Origin of the sequence: Leifsonia williamsii, from assembly GCF_030433685.1 — a bacterium.
In the GTDB taxonomy this organism is placed as follows: domain Bacteria; phylum Actinomycetota; class Actinomycetes; order Actinomycetales; family Microbacteriaceae; genus Leifsonia; species Leifsonia williamsii.
This window is the reverse complement of the sequence record NZ_JAROCF010000001.1, coordinates 3,237,006-3,252,705: the sequence shown is the minus strand read 5'-3', so window position 1 is coordinate 3,252,705 and position 15,700 is coordinate 3,237,006. Positions and strand designations below refer to the sequence as shown.

General features: G+C 72.5%; 15 protein-coding genes. 9 read left to right on the top strand and 6 right to left on the bottom strand.

The window, feature by feature from the left end:
- Position 1: 1 nt before the first annotated feature.
- Positions 2-2,233 (bottom strand): Ig-like domain-containing protein, encoded by a 2,232-nt coding sequence (locus P5G50_RS15385; RefSeq protein ID WP_301212513.1) that lies wholly within the window; start codon positions 2,231-2,233, stop codon positions 2-4.
- Between the two features lie 217 nt (positions 2,234-2,450).
- Between P5G50_RS15385 and P5G50_RS15380 the strand changes: the two genes are divergently transcribed.
- Genes P5G50_RS15380 through P5G50_RS15365 form a run of 4 tightly spaced genes read left to right on the top strand, consistent with a single transcriptional unit; the run spans position 2,451 to position 6,974 of the window.
- Complete coding sequence (locus P5G50_RS15380; protein ID WP_301212364.1) at positions 2,451-3,095, top strand: TetR/AcrR family transcriptional regulator; 645 nt, start codon at positions 2,451-2,453, stop codon at positions 3,093-3,095.
- The gene (locus tag P5G50_RS15375) at positions 3,092-4,351 is read left to right on the top strand and encodes an MFS transporter (RefSeq protein ID WP_301212366.1); all 1,260 of its coding nucleotides are present in this window, start codon (positions 3,092-3,094) and stop codon (positions 4,349-4,351) included. The genes P5G50_RS15380 and P5G50_RS15375 overlap by 4 nt, the downstream gene beginning before the upstream one ends.
- On the top strand, positions 4,351-5,634 hold the full coding sequence (locus P5G50_RS15370; RefSeq protein WP_301212367.1) for an alanine racemase: 1,284 nt from the start codon (positions 4,351-4,353) through the stop codon (positions 5,632-5,634). The genes P5G50_RS15375 and P5G50_RS15370 overlap by 1 nt, the downstream gene beginning before the upstream one ends.
- Positions 5,635-5,678: 44 nt before the next feature.
- Entirely contained in the window at positions 5,679-6,974 is a 1,296-nt protein-coding gene (locus P5G50_RS15365; RefSeq protein WP_435870928.1) for a D-arabinono-1,4-lactone oxidase, read from the top strand.
- A gap of 6 nt (positions 6,975-6,980) precedes the next feature.
- Here P5G50_RS15365 and P5G50_RS15360 read toward each other — a convergent pair whose 3' ends face one another.
- From P5G50_RS15360 to P5G50_RS15350, 3 genes are read right to left on the bottom strand one after another with little or no spacing between them, the layout of a single operon-like run.
- Positions 6,981-7,715, bottom strand: coding sequence for an ABC transporter permease (locus P5G50_RS15360; RefSeq protein WP_301212369.1), 735 nt, complete (start codon positions 7,713-7,715; stop codon positions 6,981-6,983).
- Positions 7,712-8,512 (bottom strand): ABC transporter ATP-binding protein, encoded by an 801-nt coding sequence (locus tag P5G50_RS15355; RefSeq protein ID WP_301212370.1) that lies wholly within the window; start codon positions 8,510-8,512, stop codon positions 7,712-7,714. Before P5G50_RS15355 ends, P5G50_RS15360 begins: the two co-directional genes overlap by 4 nt.
- 55 nt (positions 8,513-8,567) lie before the next feature.
- Entirely contained in the window at positions 8,568-9,194 is a 627-nt protein-coding gene (locus tag P5G50_RS15350) for a TetR/AcrR family transcriptional regulator (RefSeq protein ID WP_301212371.1), read from the bottom strand.
- A gap of 187 nt (positions 9,195-9,381) precedes the next feature.
- On the opposite strand from P5G50_RS15350, the gene P5G50_RS15345 reads away from it, so the two are divergent.
- Together P5G50_RS15345 and P5G50_RS15340 are read left to right on the top strand one after the other, a co-directional pair.
- Complete coding sequence (locus P5G50_RS15345; RefSeq protein ID WP_301212372.1) at positions 9,382-9,948, top strand: LemA family protein; 567 nt, start codon at positions 9,382-9,384, stop codon at positions 9,946-9,948.
- Between the two features lie 7 nt (positions 9,949-9,955).
- The gene (locus P5G50_RS15340) at positions 9,956-10,846 is read left to right on the top strand and encodes a M48 family metalloprotease (RefSeq protein WP_301212373.1); all 891 of its coding nucleotides are present in this window, start codon (positions 9,956-9,958) and stop codon (positions 10,844-10,846) included.
- 69 nt (positions 10,847-10,915) lie between these two features.
- Here P5G50_RS15340 and P5G50_RS15335 read toward each other — a convergent pair whose 3' ends face one another.
- A complete protein-coding gene (locus tag P5G50_RS15335) occupies positions 10,916-11,344 on the bottom strand; it encodes a hypothetical protein (RefSeq protein ID WP_301212375.1) in 429 nt (142 codons plus the stop codon).
- A gap of 10 nt (positions 11,345-11,354) precedes the next feature.
- Positions 11,355-12,617, bottom strand: coding sequence for a winged helix-turn-helix domain-containing protein (locus P5G50_RS15330; RefSeq protein WP_301212376.1), 1,263 nt, complete (start codon positions 12,615-12,617; stop codon positions 11,355-11,357).
- Between the two features lie 160 nt (positions 12,618-12,777).
- On the opposite strand from P5G50_RS15330, the gene P5G50_RS15325 reads away from it, so the two are divergent.
- Genes P5G50_RS15325 through P5G50_RS15315 form a run of 3 tightly spaced genes read left to right on the top strand, consistent with a single transcriptional unit; the run spans position 12,778 to position 15,700 of the window.
- On the top strand, positions 12,778-13,914 hold the full coding sequence (locus P5G50_RS15325; RefSeq protein WP_301212377.1) for an ABC transporter substrate-binding protein: 1,137 nt from the start codon (positions 12,778-12,780) through the stop codon (positions 13,912-13,914).
- Positions 13,893-14,888: an ABC transporter permease gene (locus P5G50_RS15320; protein WP_301212514.1), complete on the top strand. Its 996-nt coding sequence runs from the start codon at positions 13,893-13,895 to the stop codon at positions 14,886-14,888. The genes P5G50_RS15325 and P5G50_RS15320 overlap by 22 nt, the downstream gene beginning before the upstream one ends.
- Positions 14,885-15,700, top strand: coding sequence for an ABC transporter permease (locus tag P5G50_RS15315; RefSeq protein ID WP_301212515.1), 816 nt, complete (start codon positions 14,885-14,887; stop codon positions 15,698-15,700). The genes P5G50_RS15320 and P5G50_RS15315 overlap by 4 nt, the downstream gene beginning before the upstream one ends.

Sequence of the window (15,700 nt, the reverse complement as noted above, 5' to 3'; positions counted from 1 at the left end):
CTCAGCGCGCCGGCTCCACGTAGCGCTCCCACAGCCACGCCGAGACGCTCAGCACCGCGAAGGCGAGCGCGGCGATGCCGGCGACGGCGAGTCCGCTGCCGTTCTCGACGAGGGAGGCCACGGGCAGCAGCACCGCGAACAGCACGGTGTCGACGACCACGCTGATCCCGAGCCACACGGGCAGGGACCACTGGAACACGGCCCGACCGGCCAGCCCGCCGAGGGGCAGCAGCGCGATCGCCGTCGAGCCGATGCCGACCAGGGCGAGGGCGTTCGCCAGCTCGACCACGAAGGCCGACACCGAGCCGGTCGGCTCGGGCAGCACGCCGACGAGCAGCCAGGCGAGCACGCCGAGGGCGGCCGTCGCAGACAGCTGCAGCGCGGCCACGCGGCCGCGACGGGCGCGGCCCAAGTCGTCCGCGAACAGCGTTCCGAGCACCAGTCCGAACAGCAGCGCGGGTTCGAGGCCGAGGAGACGGGAACCGATGGCCGCCGCTGCCACGATCACCAGCATCCACGGCCGCACCACCACGCGCGGCACGCGCACGCCGAGGTGCCGGGACAGCCCGCGCGCCGAGAGCAGCCAGACGGCGTTGATCGCCGCGACCGCGAGCGCCACGGCCAGGAGCAGACGGGTGTACGCGCCGACGTCGCGCACCGAGGTCGACAGCGTGATCAGTGCTGCGGCCGCCGCGCCGACGACGGGTGCGAGCCACACCGGCTGCGCAGGGCCGGAGGCGTGCCGCCCGGCAGGCGCATCGGGGCCGGCGACGGCGTCGGAAGGAGCGGTTCGCACGCCGAACAGGGCATCGGCCTCCCCGAGCTCCGCCCGCGGCCGGTTGCGGCCGAAGAGCGAGGGGCGCGCCCCGGACGCCTCGCGCGGACCCCGCCCGCGGGCGATCGTCGCCGCGAGCAGTCGCGCGGGCAGCACCAGCAGGATCAGGGCGGCCAGCGCCAGCGCCACCGACCGCAGCCAGACCGGGACCGACGCAGCGTCGACTTGCGGCGCCGAGGTGGTGGAGAACGGCGTTCCCACCCAGCCGTCGGTATCGGGTCGGCTCGGCGCGGGCGGGCCAGGGGCCGCGGGCGGCACGGCCGGCGCGGTGTTCGGGGGAGCGGTGGGAGCGGGTGTCCGCGTGGGCGACGGCGTCCGCGAGGGCGACGGGGTGGCCGACGGCGACGAAGGCGCTGCTACGGTCAGTGCCACGCCGTTGCTGCCGGCGCTCACGTTGCCGGCCCGGTCGCGCTGCAGAGCGGAGACGGTGTACGCGCCCTCCGGGAGGCTGCCCGAGCACGACCAGGCGCCTCCCATGACAGCGACGGTGCAGAGCACGCTGGTGCCGGAGTCGGTGCTCGCGTAGACGGTGACGGCGTCGCCCTCCTCGCCGGTCCCGCTGAAGGCGGCCGGCGCTCCGGGGGTCAGGCGCGTCCCGGCGGCGGGCGAGGTGATGCGCGGGGCGGCAGGAGCGACGGTGTCGACGACGATGCGGAAGGGCGCGCTCTTCGCCGAGCGCTCGGAGGAGAAGCCGGCCACCTGGGTGGCGGTCACGGTGTGCGGGCCGTCCGGCAGCCTCCCCGTCAGCACGCAGCCCCATTGGCCGGTCGAATCGGCGGGGAAGGTGCAGCTCGCCCCGGTCTCGGCGGTGACGGTGACGGTGGCGCGGGGGTAGGCGGTGCCGCGGACGCCGCCTCCGGTCGCCGCGCCGCTCTGCGAGGCGATGCTGGGCGGCGACAGCACGTCGACCCGCCCGGTCTGCGCGAGCCCGGAGGTGCGCGACTCGGCGCGGATGATCACGTTCGGCCCGTCCGGCGGGTCGGCCAGCGCGCAGCTCCAGCGCCCCTTCGACACCGGGGCCTGGCAGCGCGCGCCGGCCACGGAGGCGGCGCCGGCCGAGACATCGACGGTGTCGCCGTCGCTGCCCGAACCGGAGACGCGCAAGGGCAGGCTGGTGACCAGACGGGTGGGCAGCGGGTCGAGCTGTGGAGGCTCGGGCGTGGGTGGCGGGGTGGTGGCCGGAGGCGTGGTCTCGGCGGGGGCATCGCTGCTCGGTGGCGCCGTGGCGACCGCGGACGGCGCGCTCGCGGACGGCGCACTCTCGGACGGCGCCACGGCCGACGGAGTAGCGGAGACCGCCGACGGTGTCGCACCCGTCACGGGCTCGGCTGCCGCCGCACCGCTCCCGACCAGTCCCGGCACCGCGAGCAGGAGCGCGGCCAGGGCCGCGGTCAGCATGACGGACACCAGTCCGGTCGACCCCCGTGGCCGGACTGGTGGAGACGTTTCAGACAGATTCCCCCGCATTCAAGACCATTGTCCCGGGAGGCGCGCGGTCGCTGTCAAACCGGTGACGCCGATTTACGGCATACTGTCAACTGGGACGCTCGTCCCACTTCCGTGCACCCGTCGCACGGTCCCGAGCAATGGAGCACCGGGTACCCGAGGAGAACCGATGACGCGCATCCCCGTCGCCGATCGTCGCACCGCCCTGATCGACGCCGCCCTGCGCGTCGTCGCCCGCGACGGCGTCGCCGCCGCGACCACGCGCCGCATCGTCGGCGAGGCCGGCATGTCGCTGGCGAGCTTCCACTACGTCTTCTCCTCGCGCGACGAGCTGATGGGCGAGCTCATCGGCACGGTGGTCGCGCAGGAGCGCTCGGATCTCGCCCCGGCTTTCGCGTCTCCACCCGGCGACCTCCGCGCCGCGATCCGGGCCGGCCTGCAGCACTACCTCGACGGCGTCCGCGCCGATCCCGGGCGCGAGAAGGCGATGTTCGAGCTCACCCAGTGGGCGCTGCGCGAGCCGGGGATGGAGGCGCTCGCCCGCCGCCAGTACGACCGCTACTTCGAGCTCGCCGAGCAGACCGCCGCCGAGACCGCGCGGCTGACGGGCAGTACGTGGACGCGGCCGCTGCCGCAGGTGGCGCGCACGCTCGTCGCCCTCACCGACGGCCTCACCATCGCCTGGCTGGTCACCCGCGACGACGAGGCGGCCGCGGCGACCATCGACTTCGCGGTGGAGGCGCTCGCGGCCCTGGCCCGGCCGGCGACCGAGCATGCGGCGGCGGCGAACACGACGACGGGAGCCTCCCGATGACCGAGACCACCGCGACGCCCGCCGTCTTCGCCGAACCGGTCCGCCGGGTCCCCGGGCGCTGGATCGCCGCCTTCGCCACCGCCTGGCTCGGGGTGTGGATGGCGCAGCTCGCGCCGATCCAGAAGCTGCTGCCCGATCAGGTGCAGCACACGCTCGGCACCACCTCCTGGGTCGACAACGTCGTCGCGTTCGGTGTCGTCTCCGGCATCTCGGGCGTGTGCGCGATCGTCGCATATCCGCTCACCGGTGCGCTGTCCGACCGCACGACGAGCCGGTTCGGGAGGCGCCGGCCGTGGATCGCGGGAGGCGCGCTGCTGTTCGCCGGATCGCTCCTCCTGCTCGGCATGCAGACCGGCATCGTCGGCATCGGCGTCCTCTGGTCGCTCGCGCTGATCGGCTTCTGCGTGCTGACGGCCGCCCTCACCGCGACGATCAGCGACCAGGTGCCGGTCGATCAGCGCGGCTTCGTCTCCGGCTGGATCAGCGCGCCGCAGGCGGTGGGCATCATCCTGGGCGTCGCGCTGGTCACATACGTGTTCGTCGGGGCGCTGCTCGGCTACGCGGCGATGGCGGTGCTGCTGCTCGTGCTGGTGCTCCCCTTCCTCTTCCTCCCCGACGCGGTGCTGCCGCGCGAGCTGCGCGAGCGCATGACGGCGCGCGGCGTCGTGGAGGGGCTGTGGATCAGCCCGCGCCGCCACCCGGACTTCGGCTGGACGCTGCTCAGCCGCGTGCTCGTCAACTTCGGCAACGCGTTCGGCACGTCCCTCCTGCTGTACTTCCTCGAATTCGGGCTGAAGGATCCGAATGCCGACGACGACCTCCTCATCCTGATCCTCGTCTACATGGTGTTCGTGATCGTGGCGTCCCTGGTGCTCGGGCGGCTGTCGGACCGGCTCGGGAGGCGCAAGGCCTTCGTCTTCCTCTCCTCCGCCCTGCAGGGGGTCGCGGCGCTGCTGCTCGCCTTCGTGCCGGCGCTCCCCGCGGCGCTGATCGCGGCCGGCCTGCTCGGTCTCGGCTACGGCTGCTTCCTGTCGGTCGACCAGGCGCTCGCGACGCAGGTGCTGCCCGACCCCGAGAACCGCGGCAAGGATCTCGGCATCATGAACATCGCCATGGCCGTGCCGCAGGCGATGGCGCCGCTGTTCGGCGCCGGCATCGTGGCGGCGCTGGGCGGCTTCACGGGACTCTTCGTCCTCTCCGGACTGTTCGCGTTCGCGGGTGCTCTCGCGGTCGCCCGAGTGAAAGCGGTGCGCTAGTGACCGACCTCGCCACCATCGACCTGCACGAGCGGCCCGCCCCGGCCGAGCGCACCTGGACGTCGCCCGAGGCGTTCTGGACGTCGCTGACGGCCGCGACCGCGCAGCTCGACCCTCCGCTCGGGGTGCTGCACCTGCCCGCCCTGCGGCACAACGCGCACGACATGCTGCGGCGCGCCGGCGGCCGGCCGATCCGCGTCGCCTCCAAGTCGGTGCGGGTGCGGTCGGTGCTGGAGGCCGTGCTCGCGCTGCCGGGGTACGCGGGCGTGCTCGCCTACACGCTGCCGGAGGCGCTCTGGCTGGCCGCTGGCGACGAACGGCACACGCCGATCGACGACGTGGTGGTGGGCTACCCGACGGCCGACCGGGCGGCGATCGCGCGCCTGGCCGCATCGCCGGAGCTCGCCGCGCGGGTGACGCTGATGGTCGACTCCCTGGAGCACCTCGACCTGATCGACGCGGTCGTCCCTCCCGCGGAGCGCGAGACGATCCGGCTCTGCCTGGAGCTCGACGCCTCCTGGGACGCGCCCGTGCTCGGCCGCGTCGGCGTCTACCGGTCGCCGCTGCACACGCCGGAGGCGCTGCGGGAGCTGGCGGAGGCCGTGGTGCGGCGCCCCGGCTTCCGGCTCGTCGGCCTGATGTCGTACGAGGCCCAGATCGCGGGCCAGGGCGACGCGCCTCCCGGCCGGCCGGCGTGGGCCGCGACCTTGCGCCGCGTCCAGCGGGCGTCCGGTGCCGAGCTGATCGCGCGACGCGGGGAGGCCGTCGCCGCGGTGCGCGCGGTGGCCGACCTGGAGTTCGTGAACGGCGGAGGGACGGGCTCGCTCGAGTTCACCTCCGGCGACGCCGCGGTCACCGAGCTCGCCGCGGGCTCCGGGCTCTTCGGCGGCCACCTGTTCGACACCTACCGGGCGTTCCGGCCCGCTCCGGCGGCCTCCTTCGCGCTCAGCGTGGTGCGCCGGCCGGACGAGCGCACCGCGACCCTGCTCGGCGGCGGCTGGATCGCCTCCGGCCCGCCAGGACCCGACCGGCTGCCGCGCGTGGTGTGGCCGACCGGGCTCTCCATGGTCGCGCGCGAGATGGCGGGGGAGGTGCAGACCCCGCTCACCGGCGCCGCCGCCGGCGTCCTGCATGTCGGCGACCGGGTGTGGCTGCGGCACACCAAGTCGGGCGAGCTGAGCGAACACCTGACCGGCTTCCAGCTGGTCGACGCCGTCGACGGCCGCGCGGCCGTCGTGGGCGAGTCGCTCACCTACCGCGGTGAGGGGCAGGTGTTCCTGTGACCGGCACGGCCGTCGCGGTGCGGGCGGGTGGAGGCCGGGCCGGCGTGTGGCGCAACTGGGGACGCACGGAGGCGGTGCGTCCGCGACGGGTCGAACGCCCCTCCGGCCCCGAGGCCGTGCAGCGCGCCGTCGCCGCCGCAGCGAGCCAGGGGCTGCCGGTGAAGGCGGTCGGAGCGGGCCACAGCTTCACCGGCATCGCCGCGGCCCCGGGGGTGCTGCTCGACCTCGACGCGCTGAGCGGCGTGCTCGCGGTCGACGTCGAGCGCGGCCGGGTCACGCTCGGGGCGGGGACGCGCCTCCACCGGCTCCCGGCCCTCCTCGAACCGTACGGACTCGCCTTGGAGAACATGGGCGACATCGACCGGCAGACCATCGCCGGCGCCACTTCCACCGGCACGCACGGCACCGGCGGAGGCTTCGGCGGCCTCGCGACGCAGCTCACCGCGCTCACCCTGGTCACCGCCGACGGCTCCCTGCTCCGCATCGACGAGACCGAGAACGCCGAACTGCTGCCCGCCGCCCGCCTCGGCCTCGGCGCGCTCGGCATCATCGTCGACGTGACCGTGCAGTGCGTGCCCGCGTACCTGCTGCAGGCCGTCGAGCGCCCGGAGCCCCTGCAGGACGCTCTCGACGGCTACCTCGAGCGCTCGGCCCGGGAGGACCACTTCGAGTTCTACTGGTTCCCGCACACCGAGACCGCGCTCACCAAGACCAACACCCGCCTCCCCGTCACCGCGCCGCGCGCGCCGCTCACCCGCTGGGGGCGCTGGATCGACGACGAGCTGCTCGCCAACGGCGTCTACCGCGGCGCCTGCGCGCTCGGCACGGTCGCGCCCGGCGTCATCCCGCCGTTCAGCAGGCTCGCGCAGCGGATGACCGGCAACCGCGACTTCACCGACCTGTCGCCGCGCGTCTACGTCACCAACCGCGGGGTCCGCTTCCGCGAGCAGGAGTACGCCCTCCCGCGCGCCGCCGTGCCCGCGGCGCTCGTCGAGGTGAAGGCGCTGATCGAGCGCCGCGGCTGGCGCATCTCCTTCCCGGTGGAGGTGCGCTCGGCCGCCGCCGACGGCAACTGGCTCTCGACGGCGTACGGCCGCGAGACCGGCTACATCGCCGTCCACCGCTACTACCGCGAGGACCACCGCGAGTACTTCGCCGCGGTCGAGGAGATCATGCTCGACCACGACGGCCGCCCCCACTGGGGCAAGCTGCACACCCGCGACGCCGACTGGTTCCGCGAGGCGTACCCGCGGTTCGGCGACTTCCTCGCCGTCCGCGACCGGCTCGACCCGGAGCGGCGGTTCGCGAACGCGTACCTGCGGCAGGTGCTGGGCGAGTGATCGTTCCTACGCCGTCCGCCGCTGCAGCGTCAGCGACCCCACCACCACCGCGCCGAGTGCGAACGCGCCGATGATGAGGAGTTGGCCGCCGACGTAGGCCGCGTCCTCCGAGTTCGTCGCGACCGCGTTGAGGGCGTCGATCGCGTGGGAGAGGGGGAGCCAGTCGCTGATCGCCTCCAGCACGTCCGGTAGCTGGTCGCGGGGCAGGAAGATGCCGCCGAGCAGGATCTGCGGGAAGACCAGCAGCGGCATGAACTGGACGACCTGGAACTCGGTGCGGGCGAACGCGCTCGCGAACAGCCCGAGGGTCGTGCCGAGGATGGCGTCGGCGACCGCGACCGCGAACAGCAGCCAGGTGCTCCCCTCGATCTCCAGCCCGCACACCCACACGGCCATCGCGACCGCGACCGCCGACTGCACGACCGCGAGCAGGGCGAAGGCCAGGGTGTAACCGAGGATGAAGTCGCCCTTCCCGAGCGGCATCGAGAGGAGGCGCTCCAGCGTCCCGGTGCGCCGCTCGCGCAGCGTGGTGATGCTCGTGACGAGGAACATCACGACGAAGGGGAACAGCGCCAGCATCGCCGGGCCGATGGTGTCGAAAACCGGCGTGTCGGTGAAGATCCAGGCGACCAGCCCGATCAGGAGGCTCGGCACGACCACGAGCAGTCCGATCGTCCGCGGGTCGTGCCGGATCTGGCTCAGCACGCGCGCGGTGGTGGCGAGGGTGCGGGTCGCGTTCATCGGCCGGCCTCCTCGGTGTGGTCCGTGTCCGCGCCGTCGGCGCGCTCCGCCTCCGCATCCTCCAGCGCGTGCCGAGGGTGCCGCCGCCGCAGCAGCGCGAGGAACGCGTCCTCGGCGTCGGCGGCGCCGGTCTCGGCCAGCAGCTCCTCCGGGGTCTGGTCGGCGAGGATGCGCCCCTCCCGCATCAGCAGCAGGCGGTCGCAGCGGGTGGCCTCGTCCATCACGTGACTGGAGATCAGGAGGCTCGTCCCCGAATCCGCGAGGCGGTGGAACAGCCCCCACAGGTCGGCGCGCAGCAGGGGGTCGAGGCCGACGGTCGGCTCGTCGAGCACCAGCAGGTCGGGGGAGCCGAGCAGGGCGGCGGCGAGGGAGACGCGGCTGCGCTGACCGCCCGAGAGCGTCGACACGAGCTGGCCGGCGTTCGCGCCGAGGTCGGTCGCCGCGATCGCGCGCTCGACGTCTTCCTTGCCCGCGCCGAGCACGCGCCGGAAGTAGGCGAGGTTCTGGGTGACGGTGAGGTCGTCGTAGACGCTCGCCGCCTGGGTCACGTAGCCGACGCGGTGGCGCAGCGGGGAGGAGCCCGCAGGCTGGCCGAGCACCTCCACCGTCCCTCCGGCGATGCGCTGCACGCCGACGATGGCGCGCATGAGGGTGGTCTTGCCGCAGCCGCTCGGGCCGAGGAGGCCGACGACCTGGCCGCGGGGGATGTCGAGCGTGAGCCCGTCGAGCACCGTCGTGCGGCCCCGGCGCACGCGCAGGCCGGCGATCGACACGGCCGGATCCGGTGAATTCACCATGTGATGAATTATTCGCCCCGTCTCGCGCCCGGCACAAGAGCGGATCGTCGGCGCCTCAGTCGGGCAGCGCCTCCGGGTAGCCGAACAGGTGCCACTGCAGGACCGGCCCGATCCGTTTCGCCAGCTCGTCCGGGGAGGCGCTCGCGATGGGCTCCAGCCGCAGGGCGAACCGCGTCATCATGAGCCCGACGAGCTGGGAGGCGGCGAGGTTCGCGCGCAGCGCGGCGTCCGGCCCGTCGTTGAGGGCCGCCAGCCGGGAGAAGACCTCGCGGGTCAGGAACTCGCGCACCATCCGGGTGCCGGGGCCGCTGCCGAGAACCGTGCGGAGGATCACGACCATCCGGCCGGCCGCCTTCGGGTCGCCGAGCTGCTCCAGCAGGTAGCGCACCAGGCGCTCGCCGATCTCGTCCCGCGGCGCCGCGAGCACCACCTCGAGCATCCGGTCGGGCCGCAGCGGCGCCTCCAACGCTGCCGCGAACACGTCGGCCTTGCCGTCGAAGTAGTGGTGCACGAGTGCGGAGTCGACGCCCGCCCGCCGGGCGATCGCGCGCAGCGACGCCGCCTCGTAGCCGCGGTCGGCGAACTCGTCGGCGGCGGCGCGCAGGATCGCCGCGCGTGCCGAGGACGCGCCCCGCTCCTTGCGCGGGCGGCCCCGCGGGCGACGCTCGGCGATCTCGCTCACGGGGACATTGTGCACCTTCGCGCCGTACCGCGCCTCGCCGCGTCCGGCGTCCGGGCGCCCCCGTCCATGCGCCGGCCATGGGGATGCTTCGAGTGTGGTGGGAACGCGGTGGGAGGCTCTCCGGCCGCCGATAGGATGTGGTCTGCGCACCGTCCTTCACCGCGCCCCACGCAAGGAGTATCCGAACATGGAATGGCTCATTCCGGTCATCATCGTCGTCGTGCTCGTCGCGATCATCGGAATCTATCTCTGGGCCACCTACAACTCGCTCGTCACCCTCAAGGTGCGCGTCGACGAGGCGTGGAGCGACATCACGGTGCAGCTCAAGCGGCGCGCCGACCTCATCCCGAACCTGATCGAGACGGTCAAGGGCTACGCGGCGCACGAGAAGGGCGTCTTCGAGTCGGTGACGCAGGCGCGCGCCGAGACGCTGTCGGCCCAGGGCCCGGCGGAGGCGTCCGTCGCCGAGGGGCACATGCAGACGGCGCTGAAGAGCATCTTCGCCGTGGCGGAGGCGTATCCGCAGCTGCAGGCTAGCCAGAACTTCCTGCGCCTCCAGGCCGACCTGGTCGACACCGAGGACAAGATCCAGGCGTCGCGCCGGTTCTACAACGGCGGCGTGCGGGAGTTCAACACCAAGATCCGCGTGTTCCCGAACAACCTGTTCGCCCGCCGCCTGGGCTTCACCGAGCGCGACTTCTTCGAGGTCGACAACCTCGCCGCGATCGCCGAGCCCCCGCGCGTCCAGTTCTAGGGCCTAGATGTACAGGGCGATCGCCAGGAACAAGCGCAACACCGTCTTCATCATCCTGCTGTTCCTGGTCCTCATCGGTGCGCTGGGATGGCTGGCGTCGTGGTTCTACCAGAGCTACACGATCCTCGTCGTGGTGCTCATCGGCGCCGTGCTCTACGCCGTGTTCCAGTACTTCATGGCGAGCAGCCAGGCGCTGAGCATGTCGGGGGCGATCCCGATCCAGAAGGCGGACAACCCGCGGCTGTGGAACATCGTCGAGAACCTCTCGATCACCACGGGCGCGCCGATGCCCGCCGTCTACATCGTCGACGACCCCGCTCCGAACGCGTTCGCCACCGGCCGGGATCCGCAGCACGCCTCCGTCGCCGCGACCACCGGCCTGCTCGACATCATGACCGACGCCGAGCTGGAGGGGGTCATGGCGCACGAGCTCGGGCATGTGCGCAACTACGACATCCGGCTGTCCATGATCGTCTTCGGCCTCACCGTCGCGGTCGGTTTCATCGCCGACATCATGCTGCGGATGGCGTTCTTCGGCGGCAACAACCGCAACAACAACAACGGCGGAGGCGGCAACCCGGTCGTGCTCGTCTTCGGGCTGATCGCCGCGATCGTGGCGCCGCTCGTCGCGACGCTCGTGCAGCTGGCCGTGTCCCGTCAGCGCGAGTACCTCGCCGACGCGACCGGCGCGATGACGACCCGTCACCCCGACGCGCTGGCGAGCGCGCTGCTCAAGCTGGAGGCCTACGGCCGTCCGATGCGCAAGCAGAACTCCTCGATGGCGCACCTCTGGATCGCCGAGCCGCTCAAGCCGAGCCTGACAGCGCGGCTGTTCAGCACGCACCCGCCGATCCCCGAGCGCGTCGAGCGCCTGGAGAAGATGGGCGCCGGCTTCTAACCGTCGAGTACGCGCGAATTCGATCCGAAACCTTCGAGTACGCAGAGAGTCCGCGTACTCGAGGGTCGGCTACGGCTGCGGCAGGTCGGCGGAGCCGGTGTAGCGGTACCGTACGCGCGTGCCGGTGCGCGGCTCGTCGATCGGTCGCCATTCGGTGCCGATGTTCGACTCCCCGTCAGTGACCGAGATGTCGCGGATCGGGTCGGCGGGCTGCCCGTCGATGAAGCTGGTGATGACTTCCGCGTACACGTCGCCGTCGCGACCGAGGAGCACCGCGATGTAATGGTCCGACTCGCGCACGAGCGAGGCGCGCACCCACAGCCGCTCGTCGAACTGCACGAGCGCGCCGCCCTCGATCGCGGCGCCCGGCTTCACCCCGGTGACGATCCCGTCGAGCCAGTGATCGCCGTCGGGATACGCGTAGAGCTCGCGCATCGGCTGCTCGTAGTCGGCCTCATCGGCCCCGTCGGCATTCAGATACTCCAGCGGTGACGTCATGACCCGCACCCTACTCCCCGGCGGCGGCCGCTGTCGTGCCGAGCGCGCGGGCGAGGGCCGGGGCCAGATCGCCGCGCGCCGTGTCGCTGACCGTGACGGACGCGAGCCCCTGCCAGGCCGCCGTCTCGTGCAGCAGCGGCACCAGGCGGTCGAGGGTCGCGGGGGGCGCGCCCGGCTCGGTCCAGGCCGACTGCACCCGCAGCACGCCCGCCTGCCGGTCGCTCTTGAGGTCGATCCGCCCGACGAGCGCGTCGTCGAGGAGGATCGGCAGCGAGTAGTAGCCGTACACGCGCTGCGGCGCCGGCGTGTAGATCTCGATGCGGTAGTGGAATCCGAACATCCGCAGCGCGCGGTCGCGGAACCAGACCACCGGGTCGAACGGCGACAGCAGCGCCGCCGCCTCGATGCGCCGCGGCTTGCGGGCGTCGCGGTGCACCCACGCGGGGGTCGGCTTGCCGTTCGACTCCCAGCCCGGGACCCGCACGGGCAGGAGGTCGCCCGCCTCCTCGAGGTCGCGGATGGCGGCCGCCGCCGGCGCGCCCTTGATGCGGTAGTAGTCGGCGAAGTCCTTCGCGGTGCCGATGCCGTGCGCGACCGCGGAGCGGCGGATCAGCTCGCGCACCGCGTCCTCGCGGTCGACGGTCCGGTCGAGCGCGGATGCGGGGAGCACATCCTCCACGAGCCCGTAGCGGCGCTGGAAGCGGGTGCGCCCGGCGATCGCGACCTCGCCGAAGAGGAACAGCGACTCCAGCGCGCGCTTGACGCCCGACCAGCCCCACCACGGCCCGGTGCGGGTGTTGGCGTCGTGCTCGATCTCGCCCGCCACCAGCGGACCGTTCGCCGCCAGCTCGCGGCGCAGCCACTCCACCGTCTCGCGGTTCTGCGCGAACCAGCCGTCGGCGGCGCCGTACCGGGCGCGGTAGTCCTCCATCCGCCAGGCGAAGAGAGGCCAGTCCTCCTTGCGCACGAACGCCGCCTCGTGCGCCCAGTACTCGGTGTGCGGGCCGCGGGCGTCGAACGTGAGCCGGTCGAGCAACGCACGGTCGTAGCCGCCGAGCCGCGCGAAGACGGGGAGGTAGTGGCTGCGCTCGAACACGTTCACCGAGTCGATCTGCAGCAGGCCGAGCCGGTCGATCACGCCGTTGAGCTGGCGGGTACCGATGGCGGCCGGCCGAGGCCTCCCGAAACCCTGCGCCGCGAGCGCGATGCGGCGCGCCAGAGCGGGGGAGACGAGCTCGCGAGAGACGGATGCGGGGGACACCTGATCGACCACGAGTAGACCCTATCCGCCCCCGCCGACACCCCGTGCGCGGTCCGGTCACCGCGAGTTCACCAACCGGCCACCACCCGCTGGCCCACGCGTCTCCCGCTCTCCCTACGGTGACGACGGATCGGGAACGCCCGGTCCGCAACCCGTATCTGGAGGACATTCCGTGATCACCAAGCGCGCACGCGCTGTCGGCTTCGCCGCTGCGGCGACCGTCGTCGCCCTCTCGCTCGCCGGCTGCAGCGCCGGCGCCAGCGCCGACTCGGCCGACTCGAAGAAGATCGCCACCGCCACCGACGCCGCGTCGGCCGGCGGCATGGACGCCCTGGTGAAGGCCGCGAAGGCCGAGGGCAGCCTCAACATCATCGCGACGCCGGGCGACTGGGCCAACTACCAGGAGATCTTCGACGGCTTCACCGAGAAGTACGGCATCACCATCAACCGGAGCCAGGACAGCGCCTCCAGCCAGGAGGAGATCGACGCCGCCAAGAAGCTCAAGGGCCAGGACACCGCTCCCGACACCTTCGACATCGGCTCCTCGGTCGCGGTCGCGAACACCGAGTACTTCGCGCCGTACAAGCCGGCCGGCTTCGACGACATCCCCGACGCCCAGAAGGAGAAGGACGGCCTCTGGAAGGTCGGCTACTACGGCGTCATGGCGGTCGGCTACGACGCCAACAAGATCAAGAACCCGCCGAAGACCTTCGACGACCTGCTGAAGCCGGAGTTCAAGGGCGCGGTCGCGCTCAACGGCAACCCGACGCAGGCGGCCGCCGCGGCCGGCGCGGTCGCCTACGCCACCCTCCAGAACGGTGGCACCCTGGACGACCTCAGCAAGGGCGTCGAGTGGTTCTCCGAGCTCAAGAAGGCCGGCAACTGGAACGCCGCCGACGGCAAGCCGAACACCATCGCCTCCGGCGAGACCCCGGTCCTGCTCGACTGGTCGTTCAACCAGAAGGGCTACGCCACCTCCGACACCATCAAGGGCGGCGGCATCGACTGGAAGTACACCGTGCTCCCGGGCACCGCGTACGTCGGCTACTACAACCAGGCCATCAACAAGGACGCCCCGCACCCCGCGGCCGCGCGCCTCTGGGAGGAGTACCTCTACAGCGACGCCGCCCAGAACGCGTGGCTGAAGGGCGGCGCCTACCCGGCGCGCGTCGACGCCATGGAGAAGGCGGGGACCCTGAACAAGGACGAGTTCCCCGGCAAGCTCGACGACGTCGCCGTGATGACCGACGAGCAGGCCACCAAGGCCGGCGAGCTGCTCAACTCCACCTGGGCCAACGCGGTCGGCTGATGACCGGCACCATCGCCGACGCGGCAGCGCCGGCGGTCGACAGCGCCGCCGTCGGCTCCCCCCAGCAGGGGAGCCGGCGGCCGCGCCCGTCGCGCGCGCAGCGCACCCCCGCCAGGGGCCGCGGCCGCGGCGGAGTCGCCGCCGCGCTCGGCCTCACGCCGTTCGCCCTTTATGTCATCGTCTTCCTCGCCGTGCCGACGCTCGTCGCGGTCGGCAGCGGATTCGTGGACGGGGAGGGCCGCTTCACCCTCTCGAACCTCAGCGGCCTCGCCGAGCCCGCCATCGCCGGGTCGTTCTTCGGCGCCTTCTGGCTCTCCGCGGTCACCGCGATCGTCGGCGCCGTCGCGGGCGCCGCCCTGTGCTTCGCCCTCCTCGGGAGCCGCTCGGGAGGCGTCGGCCGCTCGCTCGTCGACTCCGCCAGCAGTGTGCTCGCCCAGTTCGGCGGCGTCATGCTCGCCTTCGCCTTCATCGCGACCATCGGCGCCCAGGGGCTCGTCACCGTGCTGCTGCGCAACCAGTTCCATGTGAACATCTACGAGAACGGCGTCTGGCTCTACACGGTGCCCGGGCTGATCCTCCCGTACCTCTACTTCCAGATCCCGCTCATGGTGATCACGTTCCTGCCGGCGCTGGAGGGGCTCCGCCCGCAGTGGCTGGAGGCGACGGCCACCCTGGGCGGCGGTCGCTGGACCTACTGGACCCGTGTCGGCGGCCCGATCCTCCTGCCGTCGTTCCTCGGCAGCCTCCTGCTGCTGTTCGCCAACGCGTTCTCGTCGTACGCGACGGCCGCCGCGCTCGTCGGGCAGGCGAACAACATCGTGTCGCTGCAGATCCGCCAGGCACTGATCAGCGAGACCGTGCTCGGACGAGCGAACCTCGCCGGCGCGATGGCGCTCGGCATGCTCGTCGTCATGATCGTCGTGATGCTCGCCTACTCGGCGCTCGTCCGTCGCACGGCGCGGTGGCAGCGATGAGCGGCCGCGCGCGTCCGCTCCGGCTCGCCCCCGGACCGGCGACGAAGGCGGTCATCTGGACCGTGCTCGGCGTCTTCTTCCTCGTCCCCCTGGTCTCTATGGTCGAGTTCACCCTGCGCACCGCGAAACCGGGTGTCTACAACGTCGACCGCTGGGTCGCCGTGTTCAGCGGGGCCACCCATCGGTACGACCGGGTCTACCAGGGCCTCGGCAACTCGCTCGTGCTCGCCGCGGTCACGGTCGCGATCGTGCTGCTGGTGCTGCTGCCGACGATGGTGCTGGTGGAGCTGCGGTTCCCGAAGCTGCGCCGGCTGCTGGAGGGCGTGTGCCTGCTCCCGATCATGATCCCGGCGATCGTGATGGTGGTCGGCCTCGCTCCCACCTACGCGGTCGTGACCGACATCTTCGGCTCCGGCGCCTGGACGCTCGCCTTCGCGTACGGCATCACCGTGCTGCCGTACGCGTATCGCGCCATCCAGGGCAGCGTCGCAGCCACCGACCTCGTGACGCTCACCGAGGCGGCGCGCTCGCTCGGCTCCGGGTGGTGGACGGCGTTCTGGCGCGTGATCGTGCCGGGCCTGCGCCGCGGCATCCTCGCCGCCTCCGCGCTGTCGGTGGCCGTGGTGCTCGGCGAGTTCACCATCGCGTCGCTGCTCAGCCGGGTCAACCTGCAGACCTCGCTGCTGCTGGTCTCCCAGTCCGACCCCTTCGTCGCGGTCATCTTCGCGCTCCTCGCGCTGGTGTTCGCGTTCGTCCTCCTCGTCATCGTCGACCGCGTCGTGTCGGTCCGGCGGCGCACCGCGAAAGGCTGA